General features: G+C 43.0%; 10 protein-coding genes. 5 read left to right on the top strand and 5 right to left on the bottom strand.

Annotated elements, in window-relative coordinates:
* Positions 1–435: 435 nt before the first annotated feature.
* Together QZ738_RS19865 and QZ738_RS19860 are read right to left on the bottom strand one after the other, a co-directional pair.
* Positions 436–936, bottom strand: a complete 501-nt coding sequence (locus QZ738_RS19865) for a DUF6252 family protein (RefSeq protein WP_293789889.1) — start codon at positions 934–936, stop codon at positions 436–438.
* A 155-nt stretch (positions 937–1,091) separates the two neighbouring features.
* Positions 1,092–3,491, bottom strand: a complete 2,400-nt coding sequence (locus QZ738_RS19860) for a TonB-dependent receptor (protein ID WP_293789887.1) — start codon at positions 3,489–3,491, stop codon at positions 1,092–1,094.
* 136 nt (positions 3,492–3,627) lie between these two features.
* Between QZ738_RS19860 and QZ738_RS19855 the strand changes: the two genes are divergently transcribed.
* Positions 3,628–4,719 carry a hypothetical protein gene (locus QZ738_RS19855; RefSeq protein WP_293789885.1) on the top strand — a complete coding sequence of 364 codons (1,092 nt, stop codon included), beginning with the start codon at positions 3,628–3,630 and terminating at the stop codon, positions 4,717–4,719.
* A 781-nt stretch (positions 4,720–5,500) separates the two neighbouring features.
* Here the strand turns inward: QZ738_RS19855 and QZ738_RS19850 are convergent.
* Entirely contained in the window at positions 5,501–5,929 is a 429-nt protein-coding gene (locus tag QZ738_RS19850; protein ID WP_293789883.1) for a hypothetical protein, read from the bottom strand.
* A gap of 97 nt (positions 5,930–6,026) precedes the next feature.
* Entirely contained in the window at positions 6,027–7,556 is a 1,530-nt protein-coding gene (locus QZ738_RS19845) for a DEAD/DEAH box helicase (protein WP_293789881.1), read from the bottom strand.
* 307 nt (positions 7,557–7,863) lie between these two features.
* Between QZ738_RS19845 and QZ738_RS19840 the strand changes: the two genes are divergently transcribed.
* The 4 genes from QZ738_RS19840 (at position 7,864) to QZ738_RS19825 (ending at position 13,091) form a co-directional block, all read left to right on the top strand.
* Entirely contained in the window at positions 7,864–8,211 is a 348-nt protein-coding gene (locus QZ738_RS19840; protein ID WP_293789879.1) for a hypothetical protein, read from the top strand.
* A 218-nt stretch (positions 8,212–8,429) separates the two neighbouring features.
* On the top strand, positions 8,430–8,612 hold the full coding sequence (locus tag QZ738_RS19835) for a hypothetical protein (RefSeq protein WP_293789877.1): 183 nt from the start codon (positions 8,430–8,432) through the stop codon (positions 8,610–8,612).
* Between the two features lie 255 nt (positions 8,613–8,867).
* A complete protein-coding gene (uvrA, locus tag QZ738_RS19830; protein WP_293789875.1) occupies positions 8,868–11,372 on the top strand; it encodes an excinuclease ABC subunit UvrA in 2,505 nt (834 codons plus the stop codon).
* A gap of 492 nt (positions 11,373–11,864) precedes the next feature.
* Positions 11,865–13,091, top strand: a complete 1,227-nt coding sequence (locus QZ738_RS19825; protein WP_293789873.1) for an MFS transporter — start codon at positions 11,865–11,867, stop codon at positions 13,089–13,091.
* A gap of 53 nt (positions 13,092–13,144) precedes the next feature.
* Here the strand turns inward: QZ738_RS19825 and QZ738_RS19820 are convergent, their stop codons facing one another.
* Positions 13,145–14,125, bottom strand: coding sequence for a glycoside hydrolase family 43 protein (locus QZ738_RS19820; RefSeq protein ID WP_293789871.1), 981 nt, complete (start codon positions 14,123–14,125; stop codon positions 13,145–13,147).
* Positions 14,126–14,665 lie beyond the last annotated feature (540 nt).

The raw sequence follows: 14,665 nt of genomic DNA, 5'->3' as shown, positions 1-14,665 counted from the left end.
TATTTGACTGGTTGTTGTAAATATCAGTAGTTCGGCAGCATTCAAGCAAATCACAACAAAACAAATATTTTCAAATTGCGGTAACGAGTTGTTGTAAATATCAGTAGTTCGGCAGCATTCAAGCAAATCACAACGTTGTAGGCAATTGCTTTTGCAAGTAGTCCGTTGTTTTAAATATCAGTAATTCAAATAGTTAAAGCGAATCACAACAAAACAAATATTTTCAAATTGCGGTAACGAGTTGTTGTAAATATCAGTAGTTCGACAGCATTCAAGCAAATCACAACACATTCGTAAGAACTGTGATCCCGGCAAATGTTGTTTTAATATCAGTAGTTCGGCAGCAATCAAGCAAGGCAGAAAGGAGGAATATCAGTGATTTTAAGCTAACAAATTACAGCATAATATATTCAATACGCCTTGGCCAAAAAGAATTTAATTTGTAAAGTGGACATCAAAGCGTCCATCTGTTATAGAAACGGTTTTTCCGGCCTTTTCATTTTTTGCAGTAAAATAGAAACGTCCGGAAACGATATTATTAGCAACATCGTATTTGGTAATTGTTATTTTGCCATCAACGGCTTTATAATCGAGATCGGGGCTACTATACCCCATTTCTGACGTAATCGCGTATTCTCCTACCGCGGTCATATTCCTAAGCGGAAGCCCGATAGCTTCATTTGTGCTTTTTCTTGTCGAACGTAAATCAAGGATTCGGTACTGTAAAGACGATATGAGTGCCGGGAAACCAAAAACACCATCAGGCGTATAAATTTTTCCATCAATCAGACAGCCAAAAGTGTCGGCCCCACGCTGTGTTTCAGCAGGGAGTTCATCTTTTTTTGTAAAATCGAACTTCTTTTTACAGGATGAAAAAATTAAAGCGAATAACAACAGCACACAAAAGCGGCTTGTGAGATGTAAAAAGGTTTTCATAGATGGCAGATTTGAGCGTGTAGTTCTCTATTCGCTAACGTACATTATTTATCAAATATAATCAAAAACATTGCTTGAAAAATCACTGATAAAGTTTTGAAAACCCAAACGCAGGCATATCCATGTGGCGCTGCAACCCGAAGTGCATATCTTCGCTATACACCTACTTTTATACCAACCGAGATATTGAAACCGGGCAAAGGCGCAAGATATTTCAGTAACGAGTTTTGAGGCCGCGCTTCCACATTAAGCAAATTACTGCCTTCCAGAAAATAGTCTACATTGAATTTATTGAGCATTGATTTAAATGTATACCTGGCGCTGAGTAGTGAGTAGGCAGGCATTGGGGGTTCGGGGTTAATATTTTTTCCCAGGAAGCGCTGTTTAAGATATCGGTCGAAAAGAGCATGGAGTTCCATTCGTTTGCGCGAAACTGAAGCGGAAAAACCAAAACGGCTGGTTGGCATGTTTGGCATGTAATCTCCTTCTGCCCAATCCCTGAGGCTTTGGTGCGAAACGTTCATATTTCTCACCAGATCGAAGTAAGCACCCATATTTACTTTAAAACTACCTAAACTTTTTAACATGGCCAGCTCTGCTTCCCATCCGGTAATTTTAGTGTCTGCCTGGCGCCATTCCTTAACCAGAAAACCGCCCGACCTGGAAATACCGGTGTGGGCCAGATAAAGATAATTTTGAAAATTGGTTTGATAATGACTGAGCGAAAAACTGATCTGCTTGTATTTTAGGCCAACGCCAAACTCAGCCGTCCGTGCCCTTTCCTTATTTAACCGATCGTCGCCATTTTCTTCAATCATAATGGCATAATGGTTGTTCCCTGCATAAAGTTCATTCACATCGGGTGCTCGCTCTGCCTGATTGTAAGAGGCCTTTAAAAAGGCCATATCAATTACGGTAAACAATATTGAGGCATTGTACTGATCGAGTCCGAAGGTACGCGCAGCTAATTTACCTCCCCCCAGGCCTCTGCCTGGGGTATAACCGGTGGTAAGTTCGGCCTTACGGCTCACCTGGTCCCGGCGATAGCCTAAATTGACTTCAAGGGGCGAAAGGCTTATTTGCTGTTGGGTAAAGAAGCCATATTCCCTGCTGCTGTTATCAGGCAGATAGCGCGCTTCACCGGCTCCTTTCATACGCAGGTAAGAAGCATCGAAGCCGCTCAGCCCGGTAAGGTGTTCAATTTCATCCTGCGCAATTTCAACGCGGAGGCTGTGCTGAAAACTTTTAAAACGATTAGCGAGATAGCTTCCGGTAAGTTCGCTATCCTGACCAAAGCCCGTTGAATAGTTAAGCCTGATTTCGTGCAGGCCAAAACCCTTTGGCCTAAAAGCAGACTCCATGAGTACATGATGATGTTCAGAACGGGTATTGATAGGGAGATAAACCTGATCGTTAGGCGCTATTCCATCGTCATGCGTATGTCCGGGTATTTTACGCAAAGCAAAACCGGGAATGCCATAATAATTGTAAGACCGGCGAAAGCCTATGCCTATATCTAAATCTTTTCCCAGATAAGCAGTACCAGCATTAAAAGCATAACTATTGGAGTGGCTGTTTGGCATAATTCCCCTTTGTACCGGGGCATAATCGGTTATGCTTTTTACCGTAGTAGTGGAGAAAGGTGTACCGGCGGGTTGCCCCGAAATGTAAACCGGGTTTTTGGGATTATCAACCAGCATACCTCCTATTGACGATTGCGCCTGAAAAGTATATAAATCGGCCTCACTAAGCGCCCATTGCGGATCGTTCAGGTGATCGAGAACAAATTGACTGATGTATGGATATAAAGTCAGGTTCCGTATGGTTACCTTATCTACATTTACCTGTGCCATGCTTGCAATCAGGTTATCAATAGCCGGGTTATAAGCTATTGGCGCTTTGGTATTGCCGGGGATGCTCAGGTCTTGATTCCAGCGGTTCATACCCCCCACATGCCAGCTCCATTTACCCCCAAGTTTACCATTAAGGTCAATGGCCTGCTTAAAACCTGAGTTATTACCTCCCATGGCCATAAGGCTTCCGGTTACTCGCTGCTCGCTCAAATGCCTGGGTATGGTATGATCGCGAAGATTTATTGCTCCACCTATCGCTTTCCCTCCATAGCGTACACTGGCTTCGGCCTGATAAATATCGATGCCCGATAAATTATCCATATCGGAAATCACATTCAGATTAGGGCTGATTCCTGAAAAATCACTTACTGCCAGGCCATTTTGAAGAATTTTAACCCTATTGCCGCTCAGGCTCCTGATCATCGGGCTACCTGAGTTTGGTCCAAAACCTGCATTCTGGATGCCGGGTATATGGCTTAAAGTTTCTCCCAACGTATTGGATTGAACAAAATCAAGTGTTTTTCGTGAAATTTTTTTGGTAGCCGGCAGTGGATTCGGAATGTCGGCATCAATTTCCACATCGGCCAGTTGATGTACCGTTGAGGAATCTTTTGTTGTTTTTACCTGTGCATAACCACCAACGACTGAAATAAATAAAATAAAAATGGAAATACATCTCGCAAAGTACTGCAGGTTCATCATCAAACTTGTATGGTTTATTATAAAAGCGGGCAAATATAGTATGGCTGACGAACAAACGCAACATAATTGCATTTTTAATGCAATTATGTTGCGTTAATAAATTTTAAAATATACTTTTGCCGCAAAAAAAATAAATATGATTTTAAAGAATTACTCAAGATTATTATTGATCGCAGGATTATGCCTGTCGGTATCGGCCTGTAAAAAAGATAAACAGGTAGAACTTAATACAATTGATTTGGGCTTACCCTCAACCGTATCACTGGTTTATGGTCAGGAACAAGATATCAGCTTGCCAGCCAGTGTACAGAATGCTACTGATGCGAGTATCAGTCTGGATTTCAGCCAGGTAGAGAATTTACAGGTTAATACTTCCACAACACTTCGCGACCAGCTTTCGCGTGCCATTGTCTTTGATAAAACGACAGGAAAACTACATGTAAACAGTATGCTGCTTTACCCAAACAGCAGCGTATCATCTACAAGTGGAAATAAAATACCCGAAAGTTATAAGGTTGCGGTACAGTTTAGTTCCAAATCGCAGGGAATACAGGCCAGGCAGACTTTTGAGTTAAAAATTAGCCCCGCAAAACTGACCATCAAAGGACTGGATAACCAGAGTATTGTTCCTTTCGCTTATGTACTTTACGGAAACGCAGCTGCGTTCGAACTTGAAGCTCCTGCTGCCTGGTTAACAAATAGCAAGTGGACATTGGAAAATCAGGCTACACTTGGAACAGAGGTGTCATTCGTTTCAAACAAATTGAGTTTTGGGGCTAATGCAGGTGATCCGGCAAAAAAAGCAGAAAAGGCTTACGACCTTATTCCGGTACTACAAAAAGATGGTTTTACCATAGCATCAAGGGCCTTCAAAGTAACTTTCATTCCACAGATTAAATTCTTTTATGGAACGTATTACGCTGATCTGAACTTAACTGTCCTCACAAATAGCATTTATATTGCTTTATCTAACGGTTACCTATCCGCTTCGCCAACGCTATATCCTGAACAGTATAAATCCACTTTCAGCATCGCTTCAATTGAAAAAAATGGCGTTGCCATCGACAATAATGACGGCATATTTGGCATTAATGAAAAAACAGGATCAGTAATCGTTAAAAAGAATACAACCCTAACACAAGGTTCTTACAAATTTACGGTGATTGCGAAAACAACCACGGGACTTGAGTTCTCAACTACGCTGACACTGAATATGGAGAAAGGATGACCCTTGCTAAATACTAACATTAATTCCGGGCCTTTAATCTAGTCTAACAGCTCTTATTTTGATAGTTACTCTTATCATAAAATGTATATGACATGAACGATATCAAATTACACAGCTTCTAAATTTTTAGCCTAAATAGTATATTTAAATGGCCCTTCGTTGGTTCTAAAAACGCCGCTTTTAATTTAAAGTGATGTTTGACGGTTAAGCGATGTGGCCATTTTTATGATGGCGAAGCGTAATGGGTTTTACGGGGTGTTTTGGAGTGGCTAAGATTGGAACATGGTGAGGACATTTAACATCGGGGTTAAATACACCATTTGCCCCAATAAAGTATGATATGGCGAAATTGTCCGGTAAATATCCCCTGCACATATCCGCAAACTGTGTGCTGGAATGTTGAATAACCAAAAACAAATCTTTGTTCAGTTGCAGGAGTTGTTACTTTCCGTTGGCAAGGCAGGCTCTGAATTGATATTGGGTGGAGAATAAATGTTGTTTAAAATTTAACACAAGATTTAGAAGCGACAAGCTCCAAGCGAACCGATATTTCTTTGTCGTAATTCGCCCTGTTCTTATTCTTTTGCCCATTTTGATTGGTAACAGTTACATCTTTTAAATTGGATTTGTAAGCACCAATGGAGCAGGCCGGCATTACAGGTATTGGATGAATCAGCACACGGCACAAAAGATTAGACTATCCGGCATGGCGCAGCGCTCACCAACATAGCAAATAACCGGAAGTATATGATTACGGTAAAGGTTGCTCAGCAAAGAGGTATTAATAACTTCTGAATTCTGACGCTTTATTCAAGATCGCATTTTTAAAATCACTAAGCTGCGCCTGGTTTGCAGCAACTTCGGTTAATTCAAAAAGATAGTTTTCTTTTTGATTTGCACTGATCCATCTGCCGGTGATTTTATTTTTTTTTAATGTACCTAAAAAAGTTCCTGTGAAATTTACAGATGGCAGTTCAACCAAACTCACATCGCCACCATTATTTCGATGCCCGTTCAACAAAATGTAGCCTTTTCCTTTGTCATACTTGTAACTCCCGATAATGGGATCAGCATTTGTTCCCTCGTTTAACCCTTCCAGATAGAGGGTAATTTTTATTTTCTGATTGATGCTGCCCCGATACAATTTGCCGGTTTGGGCAAATGTTAGGCCGGGTAGAATCAAAAACAGAAAAGCAAAGATCATTTTCATAGGTTTAAAACATTTCATCCTGTACCGTACATTTTTTAGCCAAGTTAAAGGAAGTTCAATTTAATAAAATCTTTCCATTGATCATCTCTGCTGCAGATTAAACTGCTGCCCGCATAGCTGCGCGCCTCGACATTATTTTCTCGATCAGCCCGTGCAAACGGCTCCGGTAGTCGCTGCCCAACCATTTAATATAGTTTTTGGTTACCGACCCCAGGCATTTGCTGTATTGTTTTATCCTCCAGTCGATTTCTTTGTCAAGTTCATGTACCAACTCCAGGGCATTGCTCACCGTATCAGCATTGTCAGTACACATTATGGCGTGTTGCCTGATGGAATTGCGGAGCACGGTTTTTGCTTTTTCCCCTTTATCCATGGCTGTTTGGTAGGCGGCCAGCACATCAAATGCGATCTCCGTGCTGTTGGGAAACTTGTTTCTCATTTCTGCAGGCATCTGGTGGATATCATCGCTGGCCTTTGCCAGGATCTGGTGATAGATTTCGGGATTTTCGAATACATGCTGCCAATCTACCGGCGCATCCCATTCTCCAAACCTTTCTGCATTATTGCCCAGGTCTATAATGGTAAAAGTCTTTTTACCGGGCAAACGCCTCGCCCCCCTCCCGATCATCTGATGATAAAGCGTAAGTGATGTAGTAGCACGGTTGAGGATAACCGACTGCACAGACGGTTCATCAAAACCAGTAGTTAATATGGATACTGATGTTAATATTGCTCCCTTTGTTTTCTTAAACCACTTTAATATTTCAACCCGCTCTGTGTTTTCTGTCTGGTTGTCTAAATGGCGGATGGGGTAACCAGCCTGCTGAAAAACTTCCAATACCTTACGGGAGGTAAATATACCGTTATTAAAAATAAGTGTCTTCTTACCCAAGGCATGTTCCCGGTAGGCATGTACCAAAAGATCGAGCATAACTTTGGATGAATAAAGCTCATCGGAACTGCTCACCGTATAATCGCCATGTATGCCCCTGTTTAGCGTGTTCAGCTCTACCTCATAGGCAAAACTCTTTGGCTTTGCCAGAAAACCCTTTTCAATGAGCGAATTGATCTGCTCTCCAAGCACCAGCTCACTGTAAAAACTTTTCATTGGCAGCGCTGCATCTGCCGAAAAAGGGGTGGCCGTTACCCCGATTATCCTGGCAAAAGGAATTTTTTTAAGCAGTTTATGAAAGGAATTGTGGTGTGCCTCATCCACTATTACCAGGCCTACCCCTTCGGTATCAATTAAACCATCATCGATCCTGTGTTTAAGGGTTTCAACCATGGCCACATAACAGTGATAATAATCTTTTTTGGCTATCCGTTTAACCTTGCTGTCTACCACTTTATTAAAAACGCCGGTATTTTTCATGGCAAGCGAAGTTTGTTTGCATAACTCTTGCCGGTGGGTAAGCACAATCACTTTTTTTCCGTATTGCCCGATAAAACGATTGGCAATTTCAGAAAAGATAACCGTTTTACCGCCGCCTGTAGGCAACTGAAAGAGCAGGCGCAGCTGATCAGAGCCGGTCTGCATTTTTTGAAACAAGGTTTCTATCGCATACTGCTGATAGGGATATAATTTTTTTGCTGACCCATGCGCAGCCGTGGAGGATAAAATCTGCATGGTGTTACAACCAATTAAACCCGCTGAAAGTTTTAAGATAGTGAACCATTTGGACGATAAAATCTGCTCCCCACCTTAATGTCGTAAGCAATGGTGCAAAGCCTGCTTTATTGGAGATCTTTATTGCCAAAGCGTTTTTAAGCTCTACCTGGGTATTAAGATAATTTGTGCAGCAAACAAGCGTTTGGAGGAGCAATAATTCGGGTACTCCTTTTGGGCTGATTCTTTGAATGCTGATGAAATAAAGAAAATGCCGTAAAAACATTTCGCCCCCGCTTATGGTTATTTGGTTGAAAGATACATGCCCATGGAAAACATTATACTTGCCCTCCAGTACTTTAAGCTCAAAGAAAAAGCGCTTTTACAGCGTTATTATATTGATTACACGCGCAAAGAACTGGCAGAAAAAATAAAGGAAGATACCAGCGCCACCGGTAAAGCTCAGCTGGAAGCCTTTGATGAAGAAACAGAAGCAGCCGAAAACGATTTTCAACTCACCGTAGTGGAGATGCAGCAGGTATTTGATAAGCTTTACCCTGCGCTCGAGGAATTAAATGCTAACGCAGAAAACCCTTTTTTGGTTGATAGTGAAGGCATCAGAGCTGAATTTTATATAGATGGCGCTAAAAACATCTGTTACAACAAGCTCGGTTAGAACGGTATCCGTTGTGAGCGTATTTCAACAGGTTCCGGTAGGCATTCATCATGCTTTATAGTGATGAGCTGTCGGTTTAGGAATTATAGGGATTTACACCTGATTAAAGGGCGCAATCGTTTCATTTCGATAATTGATTTTTTAAGCGGTGACAACCGATGTGGTTAAATTTAAGGAAAGCATAGCGCTTTAGACCACATTTTATAAAAAGTAGATACATGAAAGTACAGATAGACGGAACTAAAGATGAGTTGAGTGCGCTTGTAGCATTCCTTAAAAGTGATGTTAGATTTGATCAGATTTCAGCAGCATTGGAAGCTGCGATAGCATTGGAAGCACACCATCATGAAGATGATATCCCCAGGCCGGGAGACAACCCGATTATACTGCGTTCGGAATAATGTGCCGGAATGATTGGTGGGCTTCATTGCGGCAATTGAAATTCTTTTTGGTATGATTTTGTATCGGTTTAATGAATGCACATTGTTGCCTTCGCTGTAAAAAATTTCACCTGCCAGCTTATCTTTGCCCGTTCATGATCAGGCCTGAGGTCATATTTCAAACACACCCTCCAATTGGTGAGTGTATATTGATTTCAGATTCCACCAAACCTACTCTGCAAATTTCTGTTGCTAATGGTATATAATTTTTAAGTGATGGAGAAAAAGAACAAGAGCGATGTGATCCGTGTGAAGGGGGCGAGAGAACACAATCTAAAAGATATTTCCGTTGAAATACCCAGGGATAAACTGGTCGTATTTACCGGCGTTTCAGGGTCAGGAAAATCATCCCTTGCATTTGGTACACTCTATGCGGAGGCCCAACGGCGCTATCTGGAATCTGTTTCGCCTTACGCCCGCAGGCTTTTCAACCAGATGAATGTTCCTGAAGTAGATTCCATTGAAGGGTTGCCTCCTGCAGTTGCCCTGCAACAGCAGCGTTCAGGGGCCTCCACCAGATCTTCGGTGGGCAGCGTAACCACTTTATCGAACTTGCTGAGAATGCTTTTCTCCCGGGCCGGAGACTATCCGCCAGGTCAATCCATCATTTATGCCGAAGGCTTCTCTCACAATACACCCGAAGGTGCCTGCAGCGAGTGTCACGGCATGGGCAGTGTTTTTGAAGTAAATGAACAAACGATGGTACCAGACGATACGCTCAGCATCAGAGCAGGCGCAATTGCATCCTGGCCACGGGCCTGGCAGGGCCAAAACCTACGCGACATCCTAGTATCAATGGGCTTCGATGTGGATACGCCATGGAAAAAATTGCCAAAAAAGCAAAGGGATTGGATACTGTTTACTGAAGAAACACCTACAGCCCCCGTTTATCCTGGCCTTTCGCCAGCAGAAACCGCTTTAGCCATTGCCAAAAAGCGATCGCCGGATTATATGGGTACCTTTATTGGTGCCCGGGCTTACGTTTTGAAAACTTTTGCCTCAAGCCAGTCTGAGCTGATGAAAAAAAGGGTTTCGAAATATATGATCAGCAAGGAATGTCCGCTTTGTGCAGGGAAGCGGCTGAAAAAAGAAGCACTCGCGGTGAAATTTAAAGGTAAAGATATTGCAGAAACTTCCGGAATGACATTAACTGAACTTTCGAAACTTTTCGGTGAAACTGCCGGTAAAGAAAGGGAGGTAAAATCCGAAGAAAAGCAGCTGGTGGTACAAAGAATTTCTACAGACATATGCTCCAGAATCAGTGTAATGCTGGAGCTGGGTTTAGGCTATCTTACCCTCGACAGAAGTACCCCTACCCTTTCTCCGGGAGAATTGCAAAGACTCCGTTTATCCACCCAGGTACACTCCAATCTTTTCGGTGTGGTTTACGTTCTTGATGAGCCATCTGCAGGATTACACCCTGCAGATACTGAAGCCTTGCTGAGTATCCTGGAGAAATTAAAAAGCGCTGGGAACAGTATATTTGTGGTGGAACATGAAATGGAGGTGATCAGGCGCGCAGACTGGATTATTGATGTAGGACCAGGAGCAGGAGAGCAGGGCGGGCAGATTATTTACAGTGGCCCGGTTGCCGGACTAAAAAAAAGTAAGGCGTCTGTTACGGCAAGATTTCTTTCAGGCACTGACAGCCGCCCTGAACACCAGCCAAGAACCTCCAAAGGGCAGCTGCGTATTCGGGGAGCCGAAAGACACAATTTGAAGGGGATGGATGTCGACTTTCCCCTGGGTGTAATGACCAGTGTAACGGGAATTTCGGGTTCGGGAAAAAGCAGTTTGGTAAGCCAGGTACTGGTGGAGTTACTTTCAAAGCAACTGGGAATGATGACTGAACCCGATGGCGAACCTGGAGATGAGGGTTCTTTCGTCGACAGCCCAAAGCCGGCTGGTGGTAAAATAATCAGTGGAGCGGAGCAAATATCCAGATTGGTTATAGTTGATCAGCGTCCCATTGGCAGAACACCCCGATCAAATCTGGCTACCTATACCGGACTTTTCGACCATATACGCAAACGCTTTGCCGACACACCAGCGGCCAGAAAAAAACGATATGACGCTGGACGCTTTTCCTTTAACCTGGTTAAGGGTCGTTGTTCCAATTGCCAGGGTGAAGGTTTTGTGATGGTAGAATTGCTGTTTTTACCGAGTGTATATACCCCCTGCCCGGCCTGTGGAGGTACCCGTTACAACCCCGAGACTTTACAGGTAAGCTATAGAGATAAAAACATTGCCCAGGTTTTGGAAATGACGGTTGAGGAAGCCTGCAACTTTTTTGATGAAGACCACCAGATTTACCAGGCCCTGGATGTGGTACGGGAGGTCGGCCTGGGTTACCTCAGGCTCGGACAGTCGGCCACTGAACTATCTGGCGGGGAGGCGCAACGCATTAAATTAGCTACAGAACTGCAAAAAAATAGTAAGGGCTCCTCGCTGTACATCCTTGATGAACCTACCACCGGCCTTCATCCGGCTGACGTAGAGCGGCTGATCTTGCAGCTGAACAGACTCGTAGATAGCGGAAATACCGTTATTGTGGTGGAGCATGATATGCAGGTGATCGCACAAAGCGACTGGGTAATTGATATCGGACCAGGGGCCGGAGACCTGGGCGGAAAAGTGGTGTTTTCGGGTCTCCCCGAAAGCCTGTGCAAAATCTCAGCTAGTAAAACCGCTAAGTATCTGAAAGCATATAAAAACCAGTGACCAACTTTATAGATACTCCCGAAAGAATCCGCAAATCCTCCGGTTAGATTGAAATGTACCGATCCGTTACTAAAAAAAATCTTTTTTAAAGGGCATGTCCCCTATGGGCATGTTCAGTCAATCTGGCATTTATTTGGACGAATATAGCTGATGGGAGTCTCTGCTTTACCCTGGAAATTATTTCAACTTTAAAACGGTTTGGTAGTCCTTTTCTGTGATTTCGGCTGGTGAAATAATCTCATCCACACACTGAAAAAAAAGTGTTGGCCCCGACAGCGATGGGCCTGTACCTATTTTTCATCGGTAGCCGAATAAAACCGGATCGAAGGCAAGACAATAGCGGACGAATCAAGATTGCCGCCTACGGTGGAATGACGACCGCTGCGCTCAGGGATAACAGAAAAATAATGAACCAGGGCCTGGTGAAAGAATTGAATGGGGATGATTAAATAACACCCGGATTTTGGTACTTTTACGGCATCTAAACCCAACATGTTCAAACTAATTTTTAATACCTACAAAACCTCATTTAGCGGACTCAGCAGAGAAACCTGGCTCTTAAGCATTGTAATGATGTTTAACCGTTGTGGAAGCATGGCCGTTCCGTTTATGGGCTTGTATGTAACCCAAAGCCTCCACCGATCGGAAATGGACGCGGGTTTAATGATTACTTTATTTGGTGTAGGCGCTATTTTAGGATCTGCAACAGGCGGAAAACTAACTGATATAATCGGTTTCAGGCCGGTACAGATCCTCTCCTCCGTTATTGGCGGGCTGTTGTTTATTTTATTCTCAACCATCAGCCATTTTACTACCCTATGTGTGCTGGCTGTGGTGATCAGTTTCTTTTCTGAGGCCTTCAGGCCGGCCAATTTCACGGCTGTGGCCCACTATGCAAAAGAAAACACCATTACCCGCTCCTACTCATTAAACCGCCTGGCGGTAAATATCGGATGGTCGGCCGGGATTAGCTTGGCGGGGATCATAGCCTCCGTTAACTACAAACTTTTGTTTATTGTGGAAGGTTCGGTAAGTATCCTGGTTGGACTATCGATTTTGCTTTTATTGCCTAAAGTGCACGATTTTATTAAAAAAGCAAAAGAAAAGCGTAGCACCATGGTGATTTTAAAGCCCTGGCAAGATGGTTTCTATGTAAAATTTATTCTTTTAACTACCCTTTTTATTACCTGTGCGTTTTTGATGTTCAGGGTGGTACCGGTATTTTTTAAAGAGGAATGGCATATAGGCGAATTTGCCATCGGGATTATTATCGGCTTAAACGGTGCCATCATCGCGCTGTTTGAAATGATCATGATCAATAAGATCGAAAAGAAAAGATCGCCCATCTTCTTCATCGTTATCGGCTCTATCTTATTTGCCGTATCTTACCTGTTGTTAAGTGCACCGATTATTTTCCATGTGCTATCGGCCGTGTTAACCATTGTAATCTTTACCGTTGGCGAAATGTTTGTGCTCCCCTTTATTAATACCGTGGTGATTAGCAGGAGCAACGAGCATAACCGAGGGTTATATGCAGCAGGTTATACGCTAAGCTGGTCTTGTGCGCAGGTGGTAGGCCCGCTGGCAGGTTTTTATATTGCCAAACACCTCGGTTATAACTGGCTCTGGTTTGGATTGGCCTGTATTTTATTGCTTTGCGCTTATGGTTTTAGCCTCATGGATAAACGCCAGCAGCAAGCGGTATCAAAAACAATTTAGTTTACCATTGGCAACTTGCCAACGGTAAACTTAAAACTTTAAGCTGAAAAAAATTACTTAAATTTCTGTGCCTTAACACCCTCTTTGGTAATTTTTACCGGTAAAATCATACCGTCTGCATCAAATTTCATTTCATCGATACAGGTTTCGCGGTGGTTTCCATCCGTTTCGGTTAATGGCCTGCGGTGGTAAACAATGTAATATTTATTTTTCTTCTCGTTGATGATTAAAGAATGGTGTCCTGCCCCCCTGGCAATGGTAGGATCCTGCTGTAAAATTTTACCTACCCTTTTAAACGGGCCAAATGGCGAATCGCTCACGGCATAGGCTACCGAATAATCTGGTCCGGTCCATCCGCCTTCGCTCCACATGAAATAGTATTTACCATTTCTGATGAACATATAAGGGCCTTCCACATAATGATCAGGCGTGATTTCTTTGAAAATCTTACCATCATCAAAAGGCAAAAAGCCGGTAAAATCATGATTCAGTTTGGCAATATTACAGTGTTTCCATCCGCCATAAATTAAATAATACTGTCCGTCTTTATCTTTAAACACAAACTGATCAATAGGTTGCGCACCGTTATGAAATTTATCTACCAAAGGTTTTCCCAAATGATCCTTAAACGGCCCTTCTGGTTGATTGGCCACTGCTACACCGATTCCGCCAACCTCATGATCACTCTGGATATCGTTAGCACCGAAAAACAGATAGTATTTTTTATCTTTCTGCACAATTGCCGGTGCCCACATGGCTTTGTTGGCCCATTTAACCGCAGCGGTATCTAAAACATGGGGGTGTTTTTTCCATTTTACCAGGTCATCAGAAGAAAAAGCATCCAAAAAAACCTGTTCTTTATACCTGGCCGAGTAGGTTGGGTAAACCCAGTACCTATTGTTAAATACAGCGGCTTCAGGGTCTGCATACCAACCCGGAAATATGGGGTTTCCAGATTGATTAATCGTTTTAGTATCCTGTGCAAAAGAAGTGAGCGCGGATACAAGTAAAAGAGATGGGAATAAATATTTCATGGGCACAATTTAGAAAAAAATATGTGGTTTAAAAATTAAGTGATGGGTTTAACAGCGAAGAATGCAAAGTTGGGTGCATATGGTTAACCACCGAGGCAACAGAGATGAAACACAGAGAACACTAAGCCTGCCATAAGAGGTGATTTAACCGCAAAGCGCGCGAAGAAAAGGCACAAAGAGTGCTGAATTTCAAATTAAGAAGGTTTTTGAAAAGCAAATGCAGTGCTGATCGGTTTCGATAGCCCTGCTCCCGTTCCTGCTCCGATGAAGATCGGGAGCATCCACTCAGATCCTGGGGTTAGGTGGCAAGGCTGGTTATACTATTAAAGGTTTTATAGCGAATGCAAGGGACAGGCTTTGCTTCGAAGAACGGCCCGCAGTTAAATAAACCCCTGCCTGCAGCAGGCAGGCGACCAATGTCGTTAAGTTAAGGAAAAACATTGCAAAGAAAGGATTTAACCAGTATCTTTATGTCAGCCCTTATAAAGGAAGGCGAACTTTTTCCAGTTTATAGAAGGGCTTTTTTTACACACTATTAAT

Origin of the sequence: uncultured Pedobacter sp. (assembly GCF_913776295.1) — a bacterium.
Taxonomy (GTDB): domain Bacteria; phylum Bacteroidota; class Bacteroidia; order Sphingobacteriales; family Sphingobacteriaceae; genus Pedobacter.
Note: the sequence above shows the minus strand (reverse complement) of the source record. Positions and strands in the feature narration are given on the sequence as shown.

Coding starts and splice junctions, on each gene's coding strand:
- QZ738_RS19835 (WP_293789877.1), top strand. CDS start 8,430: ATGAAAGTACAGATAGACGGAACTAAAGATGAGTTGAGTGCGCTTGTA.
- QZ738_RS19865 (WP_293789889.1), bottom strand. CDS start 936: ATGAAAACCTTTTTACATCTCACAAGCCGCTTTTGTGTGCTGTTGTTA.
- QZ738_RS19820 (WP_293789871.1), bottom strand. CDS start 14,125: ATGAAATATTTATTCCCATCTCTTTTACTTGTATCCGCGCTCACTTCT.
- QZ738_RS19860 (WP_293789887.1), bottom strand. CDS start 3,491: ATGATGAACCTGCAGTACTTTGCGAGATGTATTTCCATTTTTATTTTA.
- QZ738_RS19845 (WP_293789881.1), bottom strand. CDS start 7,556: ATGCAGATTTTATCCTCCACGGCTGCGCATGGGTCAGCAAAAAAATTA.
- uvrA (WP_293789875.1), top strand. CDS start 8,868: ATGGAGAAAAAGAACAAGAGCGATGTGATCCGTGTGAAGGGGGCGAGA.
- QZ738_RS19850 (WP_293789883.1), bottom strand. CDS start 5,929: ATGAAAATGATCTTTGCTTTTCTGTTTTTGATTCTACCCGGCCTAACA.
- QZ738_RS19855 (WP_293789885.1), top strand. CDS start 3,628: ATGATTTTAAAGAATTACTCAAGATTATTATTGATCGCAGGATTATGC.
- QZ738_RS19840 (WP_293789879.1), top strand. CDS start 7,864: ATGGAAAACATTATACTTGCCCTCCAGTACTTTAAGCTCAAAGAAAAA.
- QZ738_RS19825 (WP_293789873.1), top strand. CDS start 11,865: ATGTTCAAACTAATTTTTAATACCTACAAAACCTCATTTAGCGGACTC.